The organism is Photobacterium sp. CCB-ST2H9 (genome assembly GCF_023151555.2).
In the GTDB taxonomy this organism is placed as follows: Bacteria; Pseudomonadota; Gammaproteobacteria; order Enterobacterales; family Vibrionaceae; genus Photobacterium.
On record NZ_CP100425.1, the window covers coordinates 569,213 to 591,468 of the forward strand.

The following is a 22,256-nucleotide window of genomic DNA, read 5'->3' on the forward strand; positions in this document are numbered from 1 at the left end:
CGATGGAAGGGTTGCAGCGCTGTTTTGTCCTGCATGCTCGTCCCTACAGTGAGACGAGTCTGATCCTGGACGTCTTCAGTGAAGAGTCCGGTCGGATCAGCCTGATGGCAAAAGGCGCACGCCGCAAGCGCTCCAATCTCAAAGGAGCGCTTCAACCTTTTACCCCGTTATTTCTCAAATGGTCTGGTCGTGGCAGCATGCCCGTCATGACCCATGCTGAGCCGATCAGTATCGGACTGCCGATGCGCAGTTACATTCTCTATTCCGCCCTGTATGTGAATGAAATTCTCGCCCGGGTGCTGGAAGCACAGACGCCGTATCCGGCGCTGTTTCTTGATTATCTCAATGTCTTGCGTGAACTGGCTCAGGCCGAGAACCCGGAACCGGCCCTGCGACGGTTTGAACTGGCTTTATTGGATCATCTGGGGTACGGCGTGGATTTCCTGCATTGTGCGGGCAGTGGCCTGCCTGTGGATGATGTGATGACCTATAACTACCGGGAGCAAAGGGGGTTTATTGCCTCTGTCGTCGCCGGGCAGCTTACGTTTACCGGACGGCAGCTGAAAGCCATTGCCGCCCGTCATTTTGAAACACAGGATCAGCTCAGGGCTGCAAAGCGCTTTACACGGATGGCCCTGAAACCGTATCTTGGCAGCAAACCATTAAAAAGCAGGGAATTGTTTATCCCTAGAGGAAGGAGTACCGCTTCATGAAGAATATACTGCTCGGCGTCAATATTGACCACGTCGCTACTTTACGCAATGCCCGTGGCACCCGTTATCCGGATCCTGTCCACGCGGCAGAAGTAGCCGAACGCGCTGGCGCTGATGGTATTACCATTCATTTACGCGAAGACCGCCGCCACATTACCGACCGTGACGTGCGCATTCTGCGTGAAACGATTCAGACCCGGATGAATCTGGAAATGGCGGTGACCGATGAAATGGTTCAGATTGCTCTGGAGACCAAACCTGAGTTTGTTTGCCTGGTGCCAGAAAAACGCGAAGAGCTGACCACAGAAGGAGGCTTGGATGTGGTCGGACAGCTGGACAAAGTGAAAGCGGCGACTGAAAAACTGTCTGCAGCCGGAATTCTGGTGTCGTTATTCATTGATGCTGACCGTGCGCAGATTGATGCTGCGGTAGCCTGTGGCGCGCCTTATATCGAGCTGCACACTGGTCACTATGCCGATGCAACGACGGATACAGAGCAGCAGGCCGAGCTGAAAAAAATTGCTGCGGCAGCCAGCTACGCCAGCGATCAGGGGATCAAGGTGAATGCCGGTCATGGTCTGACGTACCATAACGTGAAGCCAATCGCCGCACTGCCGGAAATCTATGAGCTGAACATTGGCCACGCGATTGTGGGCCGCGCTCTATTCGACGGTCTGCACCAAGCGGTTGCCGACATGAAAGCTGTGATGCTGGAAGCGCGCTGGTAATGGCCATTGTCGGTCTGGGCACGGATATTGCGGAAATTGCCCGCGTTGAGCTTGTGCTTGAGCGTACCGGGGCAGCCTTTGCACGCAGAGTGCTGACCCCTCAGGAGCAGGCCATTTTCAGCCAGCACAAACAGGCTGGCCGTTATCTGGCAAAGCGCTTTGCTGTCAAAGAAGCGGCTGCTAAAGCGCTGGGAACCGGCATCGCCTGTGGTGTGTCTTTTCAGGATTTTACTGTGACGAACAATGAGCGCGGTAAACCGGAACTGACGCTGAGCGGGAAAGCTGCTGAACTGGCGGCGCAGATGGCTGTTCGTCATGTCCACCTGACAATTGCTGATGAAAAGCACTATGCCGTTGCTACCGTGATTCTGGAAACAGACTGACGCGCGCGGTTACCCCGGCGACAAACAAAAAAAGGCCAGACGCGATATGTCTGGCCTTTTGTTTGTCATGTAGATGGCTTATTGCCGGTAGGCCTGTGATGCTTTCACGACATTGTTCATCTCATCAATCAGCTCAAACAGCTCCGGCTCCAGGTCTGTGACTGCCGTGCCGGCTTTCAGCTGGGTTTCCAGTGTGTAGCAGAGATTTTTCAGCCTCGGAACCCCGCTGTAGGCACAACTGCCGTGAAGTTTGTGTATCGACGGCCACAGCTCAATCTCTTTGCCGTCCAGCACTTCGTTTACCAGCATTTCGACCTCGGGCATGAAGTCGAGCAGCATCTGCAGCATGTCTCTGGCCAGATCTTCCTTACCGGCGGCCTGCTTCAGCGCCAGATCCCAATCCCAGCTGACATTCTGATTGAGCGGACCCGGCGCGGGGGCTGCTGAATTGGTTGGTGCCGGTTCCGGGAGGCTGGCAGGCCCGTTGTTCTGAGGCTGAGGAATCCATTTGGCCAGCATCTGCTGCAGGATCTGTTCTTCAATGGGTTTGGTCAGGTAGTCATCCATCCCCGCCTGAAGCAGGCGTTCGCGCTCACCGGCCATGGCGTGGGCCGTGACGGCAATTACCGGCGTATTATGGTTAAGGTCGGTTTCATGGATGGCCTGACAGGCGCTGACCCCGTCCATTTCCGGCATCTGAATGTCCATGAAAATAAGGTCAAAAGCCTTCTGATGGGCATATTCCACCGCTTTACGGCCACCTGTTGCGGTGATGACGGTTTCGACCCGCTCACTGAGCAGGGCTGCGATCAACTTGAGGTTCGCCGGGTTATCATCGACGGCCATGACCGTCAGTGGTAACAGCGCATCAGCCGGGGAAGCCAGCGGTAAAGGTTCCGGTTCTTCCAGCTGATCGGTCTGGCCGATCAGTGCATCGAAGAGTTTACGCTGTGCCAGTGGTTTACCCAGGCAGGCGGTAACACCAGCGGTCAGCAGGCGTTCCGACAGGGCAAGCTCAGTGGTCGGCAGACACACCAGAACCTTATCGGCCAGTTGCTCAGCTTTGAACACCATATCCAGAATGTTCGCCAGCGGCGGCTGTTCGCCCGGCGACAGGCAGAGCAGGGCAAAATCGTGATGCTCGACATCATCTTCCGGCATATCGGCGCGGTAGGTTACTTCCAGCCCAGCCTGAAGCAGGCGCTGTTGCAACACGTTGGCAGCCTGCAGGTTCGATTCGATCAGCAGCAGGTGGCGTCCTTTGAGGTCGCGGGTATCGATCGGCTGTGAAACCGGCAGGTCGGTTTTATTCAGCCGTAAGGTAAACCAGAAGGTTGAGCCCTGATGCAGTCGGCTGGTCAGGCTGATTTCACCGCCCATCTGGGTGACCAGTTTCTGGGTAATCACCAGCCCCAGACCGGTTCCGCCATACCGGCGTGAAATACTGGCATCGGCCTGACTGAATGCCTGGAACAGCTGGGCTTGCTGGCGCTCAGAAATCCCGATCCCGGTATCCCGGACCATGAACTGAAGTTCAAGGTTTTCATCTCGGTCGGCTTTCAGCTCGACGGCAATATCAATGTTACCGCGCTCGGTAAATTTAACGGCATTACCAATCAGGTTCGTCAGTACTTGCTGGATGCGAAGCGGATCCCCAATCAGGCCGGTTGGAATCCGCGGATCGACTCGCAGCGTCAATTCCAGTCCTTTTTCGTGGGCGCTTGGTGCAAGCAGTCTCATCACCTCATCGAGAGAATCGGTAAAGTCGAACGGAATGTTTTCCAGCAGCAGTTTTCCGGCTTCCAGTTTCGAGAAGTCGAGGATGTCATTGATGATGGTCAGCAGGTTGTTGGCCGACTTTTCAATCGTCAGCAGATAATCATGCTGGCTGGCACTGAGCCGGGTTTTCAGCATCTGACGGGTAAAGCCGATGACGCCGTTGAGTGGGGTGCGCAGTTCATGGGACATGTTGGCCAGGAATTCTGATTTCACCCGGGCAGCTTCCTGTGCCCGCTTTTTGGCAATATCCAGCTCGACGTTCTGGATCTCCAGCTGCTCCAGAGTTTCACGCAGATCGGAAGTGGCCTGATCGATGCTCTGTTGCATCTCGATGTGATAATCCGACAGGGAAATCGCCATGGCGTTGATCCCGTTTTTCAGGTTATCCAGTTCGCCCAGCAGTTCTCCTTCAATCCGAACGTCCAGGTGGCCGCGGCGGATACGGTCAACGACACTGATCATGTGGGAAATCGGCCGGGTGACATCCCGCATCAGGCGATAGGCGAACAGGCCGGAGAGGATCAGACCCAGCAACAGGACCATCAGGGCGGTGAAGACTTCCTGATACTGTTGCAGCCGCAGCGGACTCATGTCCATTTCAATCGAAATGTAGCCCAGCGCCTTGGCCTGAAAGCCCGGTGCTGAGAGGTTACTTTGCTGGGCTTCAGTCAGGATCGGTGCCCGCATGATCATCGTGGTGTCATTGACGACAATATCGGGCAGAAAAGGAATCGGCTTGTCATCCGGGAACATCAGGGCTTCAAAATTCCGGTGGAAGTTTGAAGTGACAAAAAGCTCATTATTGCTGTCGAAGACGGCGATACTGCGTACAATGTCGGAATGCTTGCGGTGCGCGTAGCTGATAATGCGCCGGACTGCTTCACGGTTGTGATCAGCCATCCCGTATTCGGTCGAGATTGCCAGCGGTTCAATAATGCTGGTCCCGGTTGCCACCAGCTGATGTTCCAGATCCCGGTAGCGGCTCAGGGTAAAAAATGCGCTCAATAGCAGGCCAATGATCAGGGTTGGTGCTAATGTCAGGGTGAAAACCCGGGCGCGAAGTCCGTATTTGGTCATGGTTACAAGAAATCGATTCTGTGGGAGAATTGCGGCCTATGCTGGCCACGCAAGCATGTTCCAGCCCTTAGCTTAATGAATCTTTCCCGCAGCGACAATTGAAGTCTCTGCGGCATCGCCCTGAAAAGGCGACAAAACACCGTGAGTTACAACATTATGGCACGCTTTTTTAAGCCGACGAAACGTACTGTCAGCGACACCAAGCACAAAGAAGTTACTGTGACCCGCCTGGATCACCTGGGCGCGGGGATTGCCCACCTTGACCGCAAACCGGTGTTTATTCCGGGGTTGCTGCCCGGCGAACGCGCACTGGTTCAGCTCACTGAAAACAAAAAACAATACGCCCGAGCGAAAGTGATCAAACGGCTGACAGACAGCCCGGAACGCATTACACCGCAGTGCCCGGTTTATGACCAGTGCGGTGGCTGTAACTTGCAACACCTCTCTCATTCTGCTCAGGTTGATGCAAAGCGTCAGTCGCTGGGAGAGCTGATGGCAAAATTTGCCCTCGCTGACGGGCAGGAAAAAACCGCGGTTCTGACTCAGGACAGCGCAGTGACGGGTCAGGAATGGCTGTATCGCCGCAGTGCGCGTTTCAGCCTGAGAGTTGAGCCGGGTCAGGGGCTGTGTCTGGGATTTCGCAAGGAACAGAGCAAAGACATTGTCGACATCGCACATTGCCCGGTGCTGGCCGCATCGCTGAATGATCTGCTGCCGCCGCTCCGGGAAATGCTGAACTCCCTGCAGGGACGGCGTAACCTCGGGCATGTGGAGCTGGTGGAAGCGGATAACGGCCCGGTGGTCCTGATCCGGCATCTGAAACCATTTTCTGACCCGGATATGACGAAGATTCAGCAATTTGCTGACAATCAACGTGTTATGCTATTCCTTTCACCCGCTCCTGATGAAGTGATTCAGCTGACCGGCGATGCGCCGTATTACGAAGTGGAAGGACTCCGGCTGGCGTTTTCACCGAAGGATTTTATTCAGGTCAACCGGCCGGTCAATGAACAGATGATCGCACAGGCGATGTCATGGCTGGATGTGCAGCCTGAAGACCGGGTGCTGGATTTATTCTGCGGGTTGGGTAACTTCAGCTTGCCGCTGGCCAAAAGAGCGCGGGAAGTGGTAGGCGTTGAAGGCGTGGATGCCATGGTGCAGCGTGCCAGTGAGAATGCTGCGCTGAACGGTCTGAAAAATACTGCTTTTTATCAGGGCAATCTGGAAGACGGAATTGCGTCGTTCAGCTGGGCGCATGAAGGCTTTGATAAAGTCCTGCTGGATCCGGCCCGTGCAGGAGCGGCAGGCGTGATGACGCAGGTGGCAGCTTTGTCACCCAGCCATATTTTATATGTGTCCTGCAATCCGGCAACGCTGGCGCGGGACAGTCAGGTACTGTTGCAGCAAGGCTATCAGTTGCAACGCCTGGGGATGCTGGATATGTTTCCCCATACCGGACATTTGGAATCGATGGCCCTGTTTACCCGTGCCTGAATTCAGGCACTGACTTGAAAGGTGACAGGTATCCATCCGTAACTACGAAATACAGGACAGAATCATGGTCGCAGTTCGCGGTGCGCATTTAAAGGAAAACGTTCAATTTGAGCTGGTGCCCTGGGCAGAAAGCCTGTTACAGGACAGTACAACCTCGAACCGTCTGATCCAAACCTATCAGCGTTGTGAAGCGCATCTGGATAATCAGGCTGTTGCCAGTCAGATGCTGTGGCGTGGCCGGGAGATGGTCGAAATCCTGGTGATGCTCAGTATGGATGCCGATACCCTGATTGCTGCGTTGCTGTTCCCGCTGGTCGAGGCCGGGCTCTACAAGAGTGATGAGGTCAGAGAGGAATACGGCCAGTCGATCCTGTACATGGTGAAAGGGGTCAAACAGATGGCTGCTATCAGCCAGCTGAATGCCATCAAAGAAGGCGCGGCACAATCGGCGCAGGTGGATAATATCCGCCGGATGCTGCTGTCGATGGTAGACGACTTCCGCTGCGTGGTTATCAAACTGGCTGAGCGGATCTGTCATTTACGCGAAGTGAAAGACGAGCCGGATGCGGTACGCCGTGCTGCTGCGCGCGAATGTGCCAATATCTACGCGCCGCTGGCGAACCGTCTGGGGATTGGTCAGCTCAAGTGGGAAATCGAAGACTACGCCTTCCGGTACAATCACCCGGAGACCTACAAGCAGATTGCCAAGCAATTGGCTGAACGCCGGATTGACCGTGAACAGTACATCGAACGCTTCGTGGCCGATCTGGATGAATCGATGAAAGCCTCGCACATCAAAGCCGAAGTACATGGCCGGCCGAAGCATATTTACAGCATCTGGCGCAAGATGCAGAAGAAGAGCCTGGCGTTTGATGAGCTGTTTGACGTGCGTGCGGTGCGGATTATTGCTGACCAGCTTCAGGATTGTTACGCCGCGCTGGGAGTAGTTCACACCAAGTACCGTCATCTGCCCAAAGAATTCGACGACTATGTCGCGAACCCGAAACCGAACGGTTATCAGTCGATTCATACCGTGGTGATTGGTCCGGAAGGCAAAACGATTGAAATCCAGATCCGCACCAAGCAGATGCACGAAGAGTCGGAACTGGGCGTGGCTGCGCACTGGAAATACAAAGAGTCCGGCACGTCGTCCGGTGCTCATTCCGCCTATGATGAGAAAATCAACTGGCTGCGGAAACTGCTGGCCTGGCAGGAAGAGATGTCCGATTCGGGCGAAATGCTCGAAGAACTGCGCAGTCAGGTGTTCGACGATCGGGTTTATGCCTTTACGCCCAAAGGGGATGTGGTGGACCTGCCGCAGAATGCGACCCCGCTGGATTTTGCTTACCACATTCACTCAGAAGTGGGACACCGCTGTATCGGTGCCAAAGTCGAAGGACGTATCGTACCTTTCACCTATCACCTGCAAATGGGTGATCAGGTGGAAATCATCACCCAGAAAGAACCCAATCCGTCCCGTGACTGGCTGAATCCGAACCTGGGCTTTGTGAATTCCAGCCGTGCCCGTGCCAAAGTGCATGCCTGGTTCCGGAAGCAGGACAGAGACAAGAATATTGCGGCCGGCCGGGAGATCCTGGAGCAGGAACTGCACAAAATCGGCGCGACGATGAAAGACGCCGAAGCTTATGCTCTGAAACGCTTCAACGTGAATTCAACCGACGAACTCTTTGCGGGTGTCGGGAGCGGTGACCTGCGTATCAATCAGGTGATCAACCACATCAATGCGCTGGTGAACAAACCGACCGCGGAAGAAGAAGATCAGCAATTGCTGGAGCGCCTGACGGAAGCGAGTAACAAGGCCAGTCAGAAAAAACCGCAGCGTGATGCAGTGGTCGTGGAAGGGGTCGATAACCTGATGACGCATCTGGCGCGCTGTTGTCAGCCGATCCCCGGTGATGACATTGCAGGCTTTGTGACTCAGGGCCGGGGGATCTCGGTGCACCGCAGTGACTGCGAACAGCTGGAAGAATTGCGTCATGTAGCGCCGCAGCGAATCATCAACACGGTCTGGGGCGGCAGTTTTGCAGGGCGTTACGCGCTGACAGTGCGGGTAACGGCATCTGAACGCAATGGCCTGATCAAAGATCTGACGAACACGCTGCATAACGAGAAGGTCAAGGTTGCCGGTGTGAAGAGCCGGATTGATTTCAGAAAGCAGATGTCAATCATGGATTTTGATGTCGAACTGACTGACCTGGATACGCTGGGCAGGGTCCTCAAGCGGCTGGAACAGGTCAAAGATGTGGTCGAGGCCAGACGGTTACACTGAATCTGGCAGATTCACGAGATTAACCATTCAGCAGAAGCGGGCACCGGCCCGCTTCGTTTTATGAACAGAGCAGGATACGGTCATCATGAGCGAGAAAGCCCCCATCAACACATTGCAGGCTATTATGGCAAAACTGCGGGATCCGGACGGCGGTTGTCCCTGGGACCTCAAGCAGGATTTTGCCTCAATCGTGCCGCATACCCTGGAAGAAGCTTACGAAGTCGCGGATGCGATTGCTGAAGAAAACTGGGCTGAAGTGAAGGAAGAGCTGGGGGATTTGCTGTTTCAGGTGATTTTCTACAGTCAGTTGGGGAAAGAACAGGGACTGTTTGAATTTGATGATATCGTCAGCGGAATCAACAACAAGCTGATCCGGCGTCATCCGCATGTGTTTGCCGACCAGCGTTTTGAAGATGAAGCAGCCATTCACGCCAACTGGGAAGCGGAAAAAGCCAAAGAGCGTGCAGAAAAAGGGCTGGACGACAGCATTCTGGCGAATATCCCCAAAGCCATGCCCGCACTGAATCGTGCCGATAAAATCCAGAAACGCTGTGCGAGATATGGTTTCGACTGGCTAACGCTGGGCCCGGTCGTCGAAAAAGTGCAGGAAGAAATGGATGAGGTGATGGCAGAAGCCCATCAGGCCATCCCTGATCAGGACAGAATTGAGGAAGAGATCGGGGATCTGCTGTTCGCGGTGGTGAACCTCAGCCGTCACCTGAAAGTGAAGCCGGAAATGGCGCTGCACCGGGCCAACCGAAAGTTCGAACGCCGCTTTCGCGCAGTAGAACAAAGTGTCCTGGAACAAGGAAAACGCGTAGATACTTGCTCACTGGATGAGCTTGATGCAGAGTGGGAAAAAGTTAAACAGAAGGAAAAACTGAGCCAATCGGGGGAGTAAGCGCTAACCGGCTTGCATTTAAACCGTCAAGGCATTTGGGCTTGATTTGGGACAAAAACCTGTCGTCTATACTGTGATAGTTTTCACGTTGTGGCAATAAAATGTGTCTGGTATACTAATTTCCCGTCCAGATACTTTTTATCCTCTACACCAAATCTTCCAGGTTTAACATGACAACGAATTACATTTTTGTGACGGGCGGTGTTGTATCCTCCCTAGGTAAAGGTATTGCTGCAGCATCACTAGCGGCCATCTTAGAGGCCCGTGGTCTGAAAGTGACCATGATGAAGCTAGACCCTTACATCAACGTTGATCCGGGTACGATGAGCCCCATTCAACACGGTGAAGTATTCGTTACGGAAGACGGTGCAGAGACCGACCTAGACCTCGGTCACTACGAGCGTTTCATTCGTACCAAGATGACCAAGCGCAACAACTTTACCGCAGGCCGTGTTTATGAAGACGTACTGCGTAAAGAGCGTCGCGGTGACTACCTGGGTGCGACCATCCAGGTGATCCCACATATCACAAACGCGATTAAAGAGCGTGTGATTGCCGGTGCCGAAGGCCACGACATTGCGATTGTCGAAGTGGGCGGTACTGTGGGTGATATCGAATCCCTGCCATTCATGGAAGCGATCCGTCAGCTGGCGGTTGAGCTGGGCCGTGAGCGTGCCATCTTTACTCACCTGACGCTGGTGCCATATCTGGCTGCCGCGGGTGAAGTGAAAACCAAGCCAACTCAGCACTCAGTGAAAGAACTGCTGTCTATCGGTATTCAGCCAGACGTGCTGATCTGCCGTTCTGACCGCATGATTCCTGCGAACGAACGTGCCAAGATTGCACTGTTCTGTAACGTGCCTGAGAAAGCTGTGATTTCGATGAAAGACGTCGACTCCATCTACAAAATCCCTCAGCTGATTAAGTCTCAGGGTCTGGATGAGCTGGTTTGTCAGCGTTTCGGCATTACTGCGCCAGAAGCTGATCTGAGCGAGTGGGAACGCGTGATTTATGAAGAAGCGAATCCAACCAGCGAAGTGACGATCGGTATGGTCGGTAAGTACACCGAGCTGCCAGATGCTTACAAGTCAGTCAACGAAGCGCTGAAACATGCCGGTCTGAAAAACCGTCTGTCTGTGAACATCAAATATGTTGATTCACAGGACGTTGAGTCGAAAGGCGTTGAAATGCTGGAAGGCCTGGACGCAATTCTGGTTCCGGGCGGCTTCGGTGGCCGTGGTGTTGAAGGCAAGATCATGACAGCGCAGTATGCGCGTGAAAACAAAATTCCGTACCTGGGCATCTGTCTGGGCATGCAGGTGGCTCTGATTGAGTTCGCTCGTAACGTGGCTGGCCTGACTGGTGCACACTCCACTGAGTTTGATGCGAAATCCCCTTATCCGGTTGTGGGTCTGATCACTGAGTGGGTTGACAGCGAAGGGAACGTTGAAGAACGTACTGAAGCGTCTGATCTGGGCGGTACTATGCGTCTGGGTTCTCAGCTGTGTCATCTGGAAGAAGGCAGCAAAGCCCGTGAACTGTACGGCAGTGCGACCATTCATGAGCGTCACCGTCACCGTTACGAAGTGAACAACAATCTGCTGCCTCAGCTGAAAGAAGCTGGTCTGAAAGTCTCCGGCCTGTCCGCAGACAAGAAACTGGTCGAAATTATTGAAGTGCCGGATCACCCATGGTTCGTTGCGGCTCAGTTCCACCCTGAGTTCACTTCGACCCCACGTGACGGGCATCCGTTGTTTGAAGGCTTCGTGAAGGCGGCTGGTCAGCACCAGCGCGGCGAGCTGGAAAACAGCTAAGATTACAAATAGCTGTTGCACAGGAGTGCGACAGCTTTTTTTTCGCTTTTTTAAATCAAAATAAAGCAAGAGGAAACACAATGTCTAAGATCGTTAAAGTTCTGGGTCGTGAAATTATCGACTCACGCGGTAACCCAACAGTTGAAGCGGAAGTTCACCTGGAAGGCGGATTCGTAGGTATGGCTGCGGCGCCATCTGGTGCATCTACCGGTTCTCGTGAAGCACTGGAACTGCGTGACGGCGACAAATCTCGTTTCCTTGGCAAAGGTGTACTGAAAGCCGTTGAAGCGGTGAATGGTCCTATTGCTCAGGCACTGGTTGGTAAAGATGCGAAAGCACAAGCCGACATCGACCAAATCATGATCGACCTGGACGGCACTGAAAACAAATCTAAGTTCGGTGCAAACGCAATCCTGGCGGTATCTCTGGCAAACGCAAAAGCAGCCGCTGCTGCGAAAGGCATGCCTCTGTATGAGCATATCGCTGAGCTGAACGGCACTCCGGGCCAGTTCTCTATGCCTCTGCCAATGATGAACATCATCAACGGTGGTGAGCACGCAGACAACAACGTAGACATCCAGGAATTCATGATTCAGCCAGTTGGCGCAAAAACGCTGAAAGAAGCGCTGCGTATCGGTGCTGAAGTATTCCATAACCTGGCGAAAGTTCTGAAGGCGAAAGGCCTGAACACTGCTGTGGGTGACGAAGGTGGTTTCGCACCAAACCTGGAATCTAACGCTGCGGCACTGGCTGCAATCAAAGAAGCAGTCGAAATGGCTGGTTACGTTCTGGGTAAAGACGTGACTCTGGCGATGGACTGTGCGGCTTCTGAGTTCTATGACAAAGAAGCGGGCCACTACAACATGAAAGGCGAAGGTAAAATCTTCACTTCTGAAGAGTTTAACTTCTACCTGCAGGATCTGGCGAACCAGTACCCAATCGTTTCTATCGAAGACGGTCTGGACGAGTCTGACTGGGATGGCTTCAAGCACCAGACAGAACTGCTGGGCGACAAACTGCAACTGGTGGGCGACGACCTGTTCGTAACCAACACCAAGATCCTGAAAGAAGGTATCGAGAAAGGTATCGCGAACTCTATCCTGATCAAATTCAACCAGATCGGTTCTCTGACTGAAACCCTGGCTGCGATCAAGATGGCGAAAGACGCGGGTTACACTGCCGTGATCTCTCACCGTTCTGGTGAAACTGAAGATGCAACCATCGCTGATCTGGCGGTAGGTACTGCAGCGGGTCAAATCAAGACAGGTTCTATGAGCCGTTCTGACCGTGTTGCGAAGTACAACCAGCTGATCCGTATCGAAGAAGCGCTGGGTGAGAAAGCACCTTTCAACGGTCTGAAAGAAGTGAAAGGCCAGGCATAAGCCTGATCTCTTCCTTTCGTCAGCACTGCTGACACAGAATGATAAGCCGCTCATACAGAGCGGCTTTTTTATGTCCGAATGGCGGTGCAGGAACTGGTCACACCGGGCGCTTTATGGGATTATTAGCCATTCCGGGGCTGAAAATCTGGCCTGCCGGTCTGAATCAATCAACCAAGAACGAGGCTTGCATGCGTGTATTCTGTGCTGTGTTGCTGTTAGTCCTGGCCTGGCTGCAGTACGAATTCTGGCTCGGCAAGAATGGCATGTCTGATTACATGGCGCTGACTGAAAATGTCGCGTTACAACAAAAAGCCAATGCGGAGTTGGGACAACGAAACCAGCAGATGTATGCGGAAATTAATGATTTACATCAGGGGCTGGAAGCTGTTGAAGAACGTGCCCGCCATGAGTTGGGCATGATCAAGCCGGGAGAAACCTTTTTCCGCATCGTGGGTGACAATACGCCCTGAGGGCACACTCTGACGTTATTTTTGCAGTAAGACCAACCATGACTCAAACCTTAACTGCAGTCGTTCCTGCCGCGGGTATCGGCAGCCGGATGAAGGCTGACCGCCCCAAGCAGTATCTGACCATTGCAGGCAAAACGATTTTAGAACATACGGTGGACTGCCTGTTGCAGCATCCCGCGATAGGCCGGGTTGTGATTGCGATCAGCGACGGCGATCCCTATTTTAAACAACTGCCGCTGGCACACCGCCCGGAAGTCGTGGTTGTGCCGGGCGGCGCTGAGCGTGCTGATTCGGTTTTTGCCGGTCTGGCGGTGCTGGCAGACGACGACTGGGTGCTGGTCCATGATGCCGCGCGTCCCTGTCTGCATCAGGATGATATTACCCGCTTAATTACACAGGCCAGACAGAGCCGGGATGGTGCCATTCTGGCTGCGCCGGTGCGCGATACGATGAAACGGGGCAATGGGCATCAGGCGATCGCAACGACGGTTGACCGGACGGATCTCTGGCACGCGCTTACGCCGCAGATGTTTCAGGTGGGCAGGTTACGTGATGCCATGGCCAAAGCTCTGGCCGAGGGGGCTGTGATCACCGATGAAGCCTCGGCGTTAGAATATTGTGGTTTTGCACCAACGCTGGTTCCGGGCCGGGCCGATAATCTGAAAGTGACACAGCCGGAAGACCTGGTACTGGCTGAATTTTACCTGCAGCAAAAATGTAAGGAGCAGGCGTAATGCGAATTGGACACGGTTTTGACGTACATAAATTTGGCGGCGAAGGCCCGGTCATCATCGGTGGTGTTGAAGTGCCTTATGAATATGGCCTGATTGCTCACTCTGACGGGGATGTTGCCCTGCATGCCGTGTGCGATGCGCTGCTGGGTGCCATTGGTGCCGGTGATATCGGCCGTCATTTTCCGGATACCGATGCCGAGTGGGCAGGCGCGGACAGTCGGATGCTGCTCCGCGATGTGTATTCCAAAGTGAAGGCCAAAGGCTACTGTCTTGGGAATCTGGATGTCACCATTATTGCCCAGGCACCGAAAATGGCACCTTATATTGATGAGATGTGTCAGCGGATTGCCGACGATCTGGAAACAACAGTCGATAATATTAATGTAAAGGCCACGACCTCTGAGCGTCTGGGCTTTACAGGTCGCAAAGAAGGCATTGCCTGCGAAGCGGTCGTTCTGCTGCGTTCTCTGTAACGCAGTGACTTTCTGTTGAACGGAAAAACTATGACAATTGATATGGACAGCCTGAGCTGGCTGAATGGCAAGCCTGTCTGTGAGGGCCGGAGTAAAGTCCGCCCGGAAGATTTTATTGTAAAAGAGCAGCTGGGTTTTGACTTTGCCGGGAGTGGTGAGCACTTCATGGTGAAGATCCGTAAAACCGGTGAAAACACCAAGTATGTGGTCAATGAACTGGCGAAAGCATGCGGTGTGAAATCCCGGGATGTCAGCTGGGCGGGTCTGAAAGACCGGCATGCGGTGACAGAACAGTGGCTGAGCGTTCATCTGCCGGGTAAACCGGATCCGGATTTGACTCAGTTTGTTGCTGAACATCCGGGTGTGGAAGTGCTTGCGACAGACCGACATGATAAGAAACTGCGTCCGGGCGATCTGGCCGGCAACCATTTTGAGTTGCGCCTGACTGAGCTGACACAACCGCAGGAGCTGGAATCGCGCCTGGTGAAAATTCAGCAACAGGGTGTCCCGAATTATTTTGGCGCTCAACGCTTTGGTCACGACGGCAATAATGTGGTGAAAGCCCGTGCCTGGGGGAACGATGAGTTTCGGGTCCGGGATAAGAGCAAGCGCAGTTTTTACCTCTCTGCGGCCCGTTCCTGGCTGTTCAATCAGGTGCTCTCCCAGCGGATTGCTCAGGGGCAATCGGGGCTGCTGCTGGCCGGTGACTGTGTTCAGGCTGTAAACAGTGAAGGCTGGGACGTGGTCGAGCAGGTAACACCGGAATTACAGGCGCAGGTCGACAACGGAACCTTGTTTATTACTGCGCCAATGATGGGGGACAACGCCTTACCGAGTCTGGGAGAGGTGGCGGCCTTTGAAATGCAGGTCATTGAGCAGGAACCCCTGTTGCTGAAGCTGATCCGTGATAACCGGATGCGGCACGAACGCCGTCCGCTGATGCTGCGTCCGTCAGAAATGGACTGGCAACTGGAAGAAAATTCGCTTGTGGTTCAGTTTTCTTTGCCGGCCGGCTGTTTTGCGACGGCTGTCATGCGGGAGCTGATCGATGAGCCAGAGCAAAAGGATGGCAGATATGCGAATTTTGATCAGTAACGATGACGGTATCTTTGCTGAAGGAATTAATATTCTGGCCGATACCCTGAAAGAGCTGGGTGAGGTTTATGTGGTTGCCCCTGACCGGAACCGCAGCGGGGCTTCGAACTCTCTGACCCTGGAGACACCTTTGCGTGTCCGTGAAGAAGGGATCAGAAGAGTCTCCGTTGAAGGGACTCCGACGGATTGCGTGCATTTCGCGCTGAATGAATGGTTGACCGAAAAACCGGATATCGTGGTGGCAGGTATTAATCATGGCGCAAACCTGGGGGATGATGTCCTGTATTCAGGCACCGTTGCTGCTGCAACGGAAGGTCATTTTCTGGGCGTCCCTGCAATTGCCGTCTCCCTCGTTGGTCGTGAACATTTTGCGACGGCAGCGCAGGTCGTGAAGGAAATGATCGGGCGGCTCAAGATGCAGCCATTGCCCAGCAATAAGATTTTGAATATTAATGTGCCTGATGTTCCGCTGTCCGATTTGGGTGAGTGGCAGATCACCCGCTTAGGTGCACGTCACCGGGCGGAAAAAATGGTGAAAGATGTCGATCCCCGGGGCAAAACGATCTACTGGCTCGGCCCTCCGGGCAGTTGTCAGGATGCCGGACCCGGAACGGATTTTTACGCCATTGAACGTAAGCAGGTATCAATTACACCGCTTCAGGTCGATCTCACCGCGCATGATGTGCTGGACGAGCTGACACAGTGGATGAAACAAGTGGAGAACAACGGATAATGCGCTATGCGGAACAACGCCATAGCCTGATGGAATATTTGCGTCAGCAGGGAATTGCTGACCGGAAAGTGCTGCAAGTCATGGACAGGGTTCCCCGCGAACATTTTGTGGATGAGGCTCTGTCACACAAAGCTTATGAAAATAATGCTCTGCCGATTGGCAGCGGGCAGACCATTTCTCAACCCTATATCGTCGCCAGAATGACGGAATTGCTTGAGCTGAAACCGGATTCCCGGGTGCTGGAAATCGGCACCGGTTCCGGTTATCAGACAGCCATTCTGTCACAGATGGTCGAACGTGTTTACTCGGTTGAGCGGATCAAAACGCTGCAATGGCAGGCCAAGCGCCGCTTCAAGCAGCTGGATTTGCATAACATATCCACCAAGCATGGTGACGGTTGGCTCGGCTGGGCCAGCAAAGGACCTTTTGACGCCATTATTGTCACCGCAGCCGCCGAAACGGTGCCAACCGCACTGCTCGGACAGCTGGCTGAAAGAGGGCGTCTGGTCATTCCGGTAGGCGACGATTATCAGGTTCTGAAGCGTATTCGTTTCATTGACGGCCAGTTTGTCACGGACGATATTATTCCCGTTCGTTTTGTTCCCTTAGTTGCTGGGGAGCTGGCATAACGGATGAATGGCATGAGCAGAAAGAAGCGCAGACTCTCAGTGATGTTGACAGCGGGCTTGCTGCTGTCTGCTTGTGCCACTTATCCGCCGCCCGGCGCCAATTATGAGAATACTGAAGCCGGAAGCTATCGCGGCAGTTTTTACGAAGTGCAGAGAGGAGACACGCTGTACTTTATTGCCTATCTGTCTGGGCGTGATGTCAATGAGCTGATTGCAATTAATCAGCTGGCTCCGCCTTATACGATTTACCCGGGACAGAAACTCTTCCTGTGGAAGCCCAAGTATGTGGCGCCTCAGTTTGGCCATAAGGTTGCGGCGCAGCCGACTCAGCCAATCATCCAAAAACCGTCCGCGCCGCCCAAACCGCCAAAACGTGAGGTTGTACCTTATCAACCCACCGTTGTGGTCGGTCCAGCAGTTGCGGCAACGGCAGTCCCTGCAACCGCAGCGACCTCGGTGCCGGCTCCGGTGATCAAACCGCCTGTCAAATCAGCCCCAGTCAGTAAGCCAGTGGTGAAGCCATCGCCCAAACCGGCGACAGTACCACCAAAACCGGCGACATCTACGACTAAAATCGCACAAAAAAGCGTCAAGAAAGATGTTGATCGTCCTTCCACAAAAGAGTACTCTCAAGATTCAAAAAGTAACAAAGTTGTTACAAGTCAGGCCCAGCCGAAGGACGATTCTGGTAAGACTTCAAAGTCTGGTGCTGACAAGGTTGACAGTTGGGTATGGCCGACGAAAGGAAGAGTGATTGCCCGTTTCTCCGATAAGGAAAACGGCAATAAAGGCATTGATATCGCTGGTCACAGAGGCCAGGACGTCAAAGCTACTGCAGCCGGAAAAGTCGTTTATGCCGGTAATGCATTAAGGGGCTATGGCAACCTTGTCATTATCAAACACAACGACGATTACCTCAGTGCATATGCGCACAATGACCGGGTACTCGTCAGGGAGCAAGATACGGTAACCGCGGGGCAAAAAATTGCCGCGATGGGCAGCTCAGGAACGAACAGTGTCCGGCTGCACTTTGAGATCCGTTACAAAGGCAAGTCAGTGAATCCGCTCAGGTACCTGCCAGACTGACAGACTGCTCGAGCGTGATGAACCGGATTTGTGAGATGCTATCTGGGAGGCGCTATGAGCAGAAGTAATGCAGCTACTGATATCGAAAACTATGATGAGTTTGATGATGACATGGAGATCGATGTCGAAGAGCAGGAAGCCGATATTTCCGCTAAATCAGAGATCGATGATGCAGACGATGAGCTGGACATCTCGTCATACACTGTCACTCAGAAAGCATTAGATGCGACTCAGCTTTACCTTGGTGAGATCGGTTTTTCCCCACTTTTAACCGCCGAGGAAGAAGTTCTTTACGCCCGTCGTGCCCTGCGTGGTGACGAAGTGGCGCGCAAACGCATGATTGAAAGTAACCTTCGATTGGTCGTGAAGATCTCCCGCCGTTACAGCAACCGCGGTCTGGCACTGCTGGATCTGGTTGAAGAAGGGAACCTTGGCCTGATCCGTGCGGTTGAGAAATTTGATCCGGAACGTGGTTTCCGCTTCTCGACCTATGCAACCTGGTGGATCCGTCAGACGATTGAACGGGCTATCATGAACCAGACCCGGACGATTCGCCTGCCGATTCATGTCGTCAAAGAGCTGAATGTCTACCTGCGGACTGCCCGTGAGCTCGCTCAGAAGCTGGATCACGAACCAACCGCTGAAGATATTGCGTTGCAGCTTGATAAGTCGGTCGATGATGTGAACCGGATGCTGCGTCTGAATGAACGCGTCGGTTCGGTCGACAATCCGATAGGCGGTGACTCAGAAAAAGCGTTGCTGGATATTATTCCGGATGAACGTTGCGGCGGACCGGAAACTTCAACTCAGGACGACGATATGAAAACATCCATCGTCACCTGGCTGCAGGAGCTGAATCCGAAACAACGCGAAGTACTGGCCCGCCGTTTTGGCCTGCTCGGTTATGAAGCCTCAACGTTGGAAGATGTTGGCCGGGAAATCGGTCTGACCCGTGAGCGGGTGCGCCAGATTCAGGTTGAGGGGCTGCGCCGTCTGCGTGATATGCTGACCCATCAGGGCTTGAATATCGAGTCGCTGTTTAATCAGGAAATGTGAATACAGCTTTGCTGAGAGCATTTCAGCCGAAAATAAAAAAGGACGCCACGGCGTCCTTTTTTGATCGGGAGAGTTCTGAATTACAGCAGTGCTTTCAGGCGGTATAACTCATCAAGCGCCTGTCGTGGCGTCAGCTCATCCGGATTCAGACGCGCCAGCGCTTCTTCGACTTCACTCGGCTCATGAATCAGTGAAAGTTGCTGATTATCGGAGTGTTGCTGGCTCGGCTGCTCAATGGCCTGCTGATGGCCACTGGCCTCCAGTTGCTGCAGCTTTTGCTTCGCGCGCTTGATCACGGACTTCGGAACCCCGGCCAGGCTGGCGACGGCTAAACCGAAGGATTTACTGGCTGCACCTTCCTGCACCGCGTGCATAAAGGCGATTTCGTCACCGTGCTCAATCGCATCCAGATGGACATTGGCCAGCCCCGGAAGCAGTGAAGGTAATTCTGTCAGTTCGAAATAGTGGGTTGCGAACAGGGTCATGGCAGCGATCTTCTCGGCCAGCCATTCAGCACTGGCCCAGGCCAGTGACAAACCATCGTAAGTACTGGTGCCGCGGCCGATTTCATCCATCAGCACCAGACTGTTTTCCGTCGCATTGTGCAGGATATTTGCGGTCTCAGTCATTTCCACCATGAAAGTCGAACGGCCGGAAGCCAGATCGTCTGAGGCGCCAATCCGGGTAAAGATCCGATCCAGCGGGCCAATGGTGGCTGCATCTGCCGGGACGTAAGAGCCGACATGAGCCATCAGGGCAATCAGTGCTGTCTGTCGCATGTAGGTGGATTTACCGCCCATGTTCGGTCCGGTAATGATCAGCATGCGGCGGTCCTGATGCAGCGAAATCGGGTTGGCAATGAACGGATCATCCAGCACTTGCTCAACGACAGGATGGCGGCCAGCACTGATTTCAACCTCAGGTTTGTCACTCAGGGTCGGACGACAGTAATTCAGGGTATCGGCCCGTTCAGCCAGGTTTGCCAGGACATCCAGTTCTGACAGTGCTGATGCGGTCTGCTGTAATTGCGCCAGATGCGGCAGCAACTGATCAAAGAGGGCTTCCCAGAGCTGTTTTTCCAGTGCCAGTGCTTTGGATTTGGAATTCAGAACTTTGTCTTCATGCTCTTTCAGCTCAGGAATGATATAACGCTCAGCGTTTTTCAGGGTCTGACGACGGACGTAATGACTGGGCACACGGTGGCTCTGACCCCGGCTGATCTGGATATAGAAGCCATGGACCTGATTAAAACCGACTTTCAGGCTGTCGATGTCGTGGCGTTCCCGCTCACGTTCTTCCAGCTCTTCCAGAAACTTGGTTGCGCCGTCAGCCAGATCCCGCCATTCGTCCAGTTCAGCATTGTAGCCGGGGGCCAGGACGCCGCCATCGCGGATCACGACGGGCGGATTTTCAATAATGGCACGTTCTAACAGTGCGCACAGTTCATCCATTGGCTGGCTGTATTCGGCGAGCTGGCGAACATGGGCACTGTCGAGCTCATTCAGCAATTCTGCCAGCTGAGGCAGATGCTGCAGTGCGGTCCGCATCCGGGCCAGATCCCGGGGACGGGCTGAACGAAGTGCCAGTCGGGCCAGAATCCGCTCCAGATCTCCCATATGGCGCAGGACCTCAGCCAGCTCGGCAAACATGCCACTGTCTTTCAGATTGCCAATGGCGTTCAGCCGGTGATTCAGTTGCTGGCGGTTGCGAACCGGCTGATGCAGCCAGCGTTTGAGCAGGCGGCTGCCCATCGGCGTTGCAGTATGATCCAGGACTGAAGCCAGCGTGTTTTCGGTGCCGCCGGCCAGATTCTGGGTCAGTTCCAGATTTCGGCGGGTGGCGGCATCCAGCACCACCGACTCATCCTGGCTGTCACGGGTGATGGCGCGAATATGCGGCAGGGCAGTGCGCTGGGTATCTTTGACGTACTGCAGCAGGCAGCCTGCGGCACAGAGGCCAAATTCAGCCTGTTCGACGCCGAAACCAATCAGATCCCGGGTGCCGAATTGCAGCGTCAGTTGCTGGCGGGCCGTTTCCAGATTGAATTCCCAGACCGGACGACGGCGTGCGCCTTTCATATGGCTGAACAGGCCGGGCAGCGGGAAATCTTCCGGGTACAGCAACTCGACCGGGCTGGTGCGTTGCAGTTCAGCCTGCATTGCTTCTTCTGTTTCGGGTTCGGTCAGCATGAAGCGGCCGGAGGTGATATCCAGTGTGGCATAGCCGAAGCGGCCGTTCTGACAGAAAATTGCGGCAATCAGGTTATCACGCCGCTCGTGCAGCAGCGCTTCGTCACTGACGGTACCCGGCGTGACAATACGCACGACCTGTCTTTCTACCGGGCCTTTGCTGGTGGCCGGGTCGCCGATTTGCTCACAGATTGCCACCGACACACCTAACTGGACCAGTTTGGCCAGATAGGCTTCTACAGCGTGGTAAGGCACACCGGCCATCGGGATTGGCTGGCCGTTGCTGGAGCCCCGCTTGGTCAGTGATATATCGAGCAGCTGAGAGGCTTGTTTGGCATCGTCAAAGAAAAGCTCGTAGAAATCTCCCATCCGGTAAAACAGCAGGACATCAGGGTTTTCTGCCTTGATCCGTAAGAATTGCTGCATCATGGGGGTGTGTTTTTCTAAACCTTGTACTGTCACGCTGTCGCCCGCTTCAAACCGAGAAAAATCAGGCTGCCTAGGATACGTGAAAGGCCCTGATGGGCAAAGGGGGGAGGAAGAATTTCTGTGGCTTGATAGCGGATGGACAACCGAGTAAGGTGGCGGCATTGGCTGCGCACGGAGGAAAGCAGATGACAGGAACATCTTTGGCAATACAGGTTGGACAGGCACTGAAAGACCAGCAATGGCTGGCGGTGACTGCGGAATCTTGTACCGGTGGCGGTGTATCTGCTGCAATCACTGATATTGCCGGGAGCTCGGGCTGGTTTGACCGCGCTTTCGTGACTTACAGCAATGAGGCCAAGCAGGACATGCTGGGGGTACGGGCAGACACGCTGACTGAGTATGGTGCTGTGAGTGAGCCTGTGGTGTCACAAATGGCGCAAGGCGCGCTGACTTACTCTCGAGGCCAGATCAGTGTCGCCATCAGCGGCATTGCAGGTCCGGATGGTGGAACACCGGACAAACCGGTTGGCACGGTCTGTTTTGCCTGGGCGGATGCGACGGGCTGGATGTTGGTGGAGACCTGCCATTTTGACGGTGACCGCTGGAGCGTGCGTGAGCAGGCCGTCGAGCGGGCGCTGCAAGGGATTTTGGATCGCCTGAATGCGATGCAGTGAAGATCACAATCCGGCCCGGTGGATCCCCCGGAGCGGAAAAAAATGCCATCCAGCGCTAGACACTGTATGAATAGACAGTATACTAAGCACAACTTTGATTGAATGAATTAGCATCCGTTGGAGAGTC

The 22,256-nt window shown here is 54.0% G+C and carries 19 protein-coding genes; 17 read left to right on the plus strand and 2 right to left on the minus strand.

Annotated elements, in window-relative coordinates:
• Positions 1 to 2: 2 nt before the first annotated feature.
• The 3 genes from recO to acpS are packed head-to-tail and all read left to right on the plus strand — an operon-like array spanning position 3 to position 1,824.
• Positions 3 to 713 (plus strand): DNA repair protein RecO, encoded by a 711-nt coding sequence (gene recO / locus L4174_RS02655; RefSeq protein WP_248144039.1) that lies wholly within the window; start codon positions 3 to 5, stop codon positions 711 to 713.
• Positions 710 to 1,441: a pyridoxine 5'-phosphate synthase gene (gene pdxJ, locus L4174_RS02660; RefSeq protein ID WP_248144040.1), complete on the plus strand. Its 732-nt coding sequence runs from the start codon at positions 710 to 712 to the stop codon at positions 1,439 to 1,441. The genes recO and pdxJ overlap by 4 nt, the downstream gene beginning before the upstream one ends.
• Positions 1,441 to 1,824 (plus strand): holo-ACP synthase, encoded by a 384-nt coding sequence (acpS, locus tag L4174_RS02665; RefSeq protein ID WP_248144041.1) that lies wholly within the window; start codon positions 1,441 to 1,443, stop codon positions 1,822 to 1,824. The genes pdxJ and acpS overlap by 1 nt, the downstream gene beginning before the upstream one ends.
• Before the next feature lie 78 nt (positions 1,825 to 1,902).
• On the opposite strand, the gene barA is transcribed toward acpS, so the two are convergent.
• Positions 1,903 to 4,680, minus strand: a complete 2,778-nt coding sequence (gene barA / locus L4174_RS02670) for a two-component sensor histidine kinase BarA (RefSeq protein WP_248144042.1) — start codon at positions 4,678 to 4,680, stop codon at positions 1,903 to 1,905.
• Positions 4,681 to 4,836: 156 nt separating this feature from the next.
• Here barA and rlmD point away from each other — a divergent pair, with 156 nt between their 5' ends.
• The 13 genes from rlmD to rpoS all read left to right on the plus strand — a co-directional run bounded on the left by rlmD (position 4,837) and on the right by rpoS (position 18,837).
• Positions 4,837 to 6,174 (plus strand): 23S rRNA (uracil(1939)-C(5))-methyltransferase RlmD, encoded by a 1,338-nt coding sequence (gene rlmD / locus L4174_RS02675; RefSeq protein WP_248144206.1) that lies wholly within the window; start codon positions 4,837 to 4,839, stop codon positions 6,172 to 6,174.
• A gap of 64 nt (positions 6,175 to 6,238) precedes the next feature.
• Positions 6,239 to 8,464: a GTP diphosphokinase gene (gene relA / locus L4174_RS02680; protein ID WP_248144043.1), complete on the plus strand. Its 2,226-nt coding sequence runs from the start codon at positions 6,239 to 6,241 to the stop codon at positions 8,462 to 8,464.
• A gap of 85 nt (positions 8,465 to 8,549) precedes the next feature.
• A complete protein-coding gene (gene mazG / locus L4174_RS02685) occupies positions 8,550 to 9,365 on the plus strand; it encodes a nucleoside triphosphate pyrophosphohydrolase (RefSeq protein WP_248144044.1) in 816 nt (271 codons plus the stop codon).
• A gap of 170 nt (positions 9,366 to 9,535) precedes the next feature.
• The gene (locus L4174_RS02690) at positions 9,536 to 11,179 is read left to right on the plus strand and encodes a CTP synthase (RefSeq protein WP_248144045.1); all 1,644 of its coding nucleotides are present in this window, start codon (positions 9,536 to 9,538) and stop codon (positions 11,177 to 11,179) included.
• 80 nt (positions 11,180 to 11,259) lie between these two features.
• Positions 11,260 to 12,561, plus strand: a complete 1,302-nt coding sequence (gene eno, locus L4174_RS02695; protein WP_248144046.1) for a phosphopyruvate hydratase — start codon at positions 11,260 to 11,262, stop codon at positions 12,559 to 12,561.
• Between the two features lie 188 nt (positions 12,562 to 12,749).
• Entirely contained in the window at positions 12,750 to 13,031 is a 282-nt protein-coding gene (gene ftsB, locus L4174_RS02700; protein ID WP_248144208.1) for a cell division protein FtsB, read from the plus strand.
• A 38-nt stretch (positions 13,032 to 13,069) separates the two neighbouring features.
• Positions 13,070 to 13,765, plus strand: coding sequence for a 2-C-methyl-D-erythritol 4-phosphate cytidylyltransferase (gene ispD / locus L4174_RS02705; RefSeq protein WP_248144047.1), 696 nt, complete (start codon positions 13,070 to 13,072; stop codon positions 13,763 to 13,765).
• Positions 13,765 to 14,238, plus strand: coding sequence for a 2-C-methyl-D-erythritol 2,4-cyclodiphosphate synthase (gene ispF, locus L4174_RS02710; protein ID WP_248144049.1), 474 nt, complete (start codon positions 13,765 to 13,767; stop codon positions 14,236 to 14,238). The genes ispD and ispF overlap by 1 nt, the downstream gene beginning before the upstream one ends.
• A gap of 30 nt (positions 14,239 to 14,268) precedes the next feature.
• Entirely contained in the window at positions 14,269 to 15,333 is a 1,065-nt protein-coding gene (gene truD, locus L4174_RS02715) for a tRNA pseudouridine(13) synthase TruD (protein WP_248144050.1), read from the plus strand.
• Complete coding sequence (surE, locus tag L4174_RS02720; RefSeq protein ID WP_248144052.1) at positions 15,314 to 16,066, plus strand: 5'/3'-nucleotidase SurE; 753 nt, start codon at positions 15,314 to 15,316, stop codon at positions 16,064 to 16,066. The genes truD and surE overlap by 20 nt, the downstream gene beginning before the upstream one ends.
• The gene (locus tag L4174_RS02725) at positions 16,066 to 16,695 is read left to right on the plus strand and encodes a protein-L-isoaspartate(D-aspartate) O-methyltransferase (RefSeq protein WP_248144054.1); all 630 of its coding nucleotides are present in this window, start codon (positions 16,066 to 16,068) and stop codon (positions 16,693 to 16,695) included. The genes surE and L4174_RS02725 overlap by 1 nt, the downstream gene beginning before the upstream one ends.
• Positions 16,696 to 16,698: 3 nt before the next feature.
• Positions 16,699 to 17,781 (plus strand): peptidoglycan DD-metalloendopeptidase family protein, encoded by a 1,083-nt coding sequence (locus tag L4174_RS02730; RefSeq protein ID WP_248144056.1) that lies wholly within the window; start codon positions 16,699 to 16,701, stop codon positions 17,779 to 17,781.
• A gap of 54 nt (positions 17,782 to 17,835) precedes the next feature.
• Positions 17,836 to 18,837: an RNA polymerase sigma factor RpoS gene (gene rpoS / locus L4174_RS02735; RefSeq protein ID WP_248144057.1), complete on the plus strand. Its 1,002-nt coding sequence runs from the start codon at positions 17,836 to 17,838 to the stop codon at positions 18,835 to 18,837.
• Between the two features lie 80 nt (positions 18,838 to 18,917).
• On the opposite strand, the gene mutS is transcribed toward rpoS, so the two are convergent.
• Positions 18,918 to 21,455, minus strand: a complete 2,538-nt coding sequence (mutS, locus tag L4174_RS02740) for a DNA mismatch repair protein MutS (protein WP_371929391.1) — start codon at positions 21,453 to 21,455, stop codon at positions 18,918 to 18,920.
• Between the two features lie 185 nt (positions 21,456 to 21,640).
• Here mutS and pncC point away from each other — a divergent pair, with 185 nt between their 5' ends.
• On the plus strand, positions 21,641 to 22,129 hold the full coding sequence (gene pncC, locus L4174_RS02745; RefSeq protein WP_248144059.1) for a nicotinamide-nucleotide amidase: 489 nt from the start codon (positions 21,641 to 21,643) through the stop codon (positions 22,127 to 22,129).
• Positions 22,130 to 22,256: the final 127 nt, after the last annotated feature.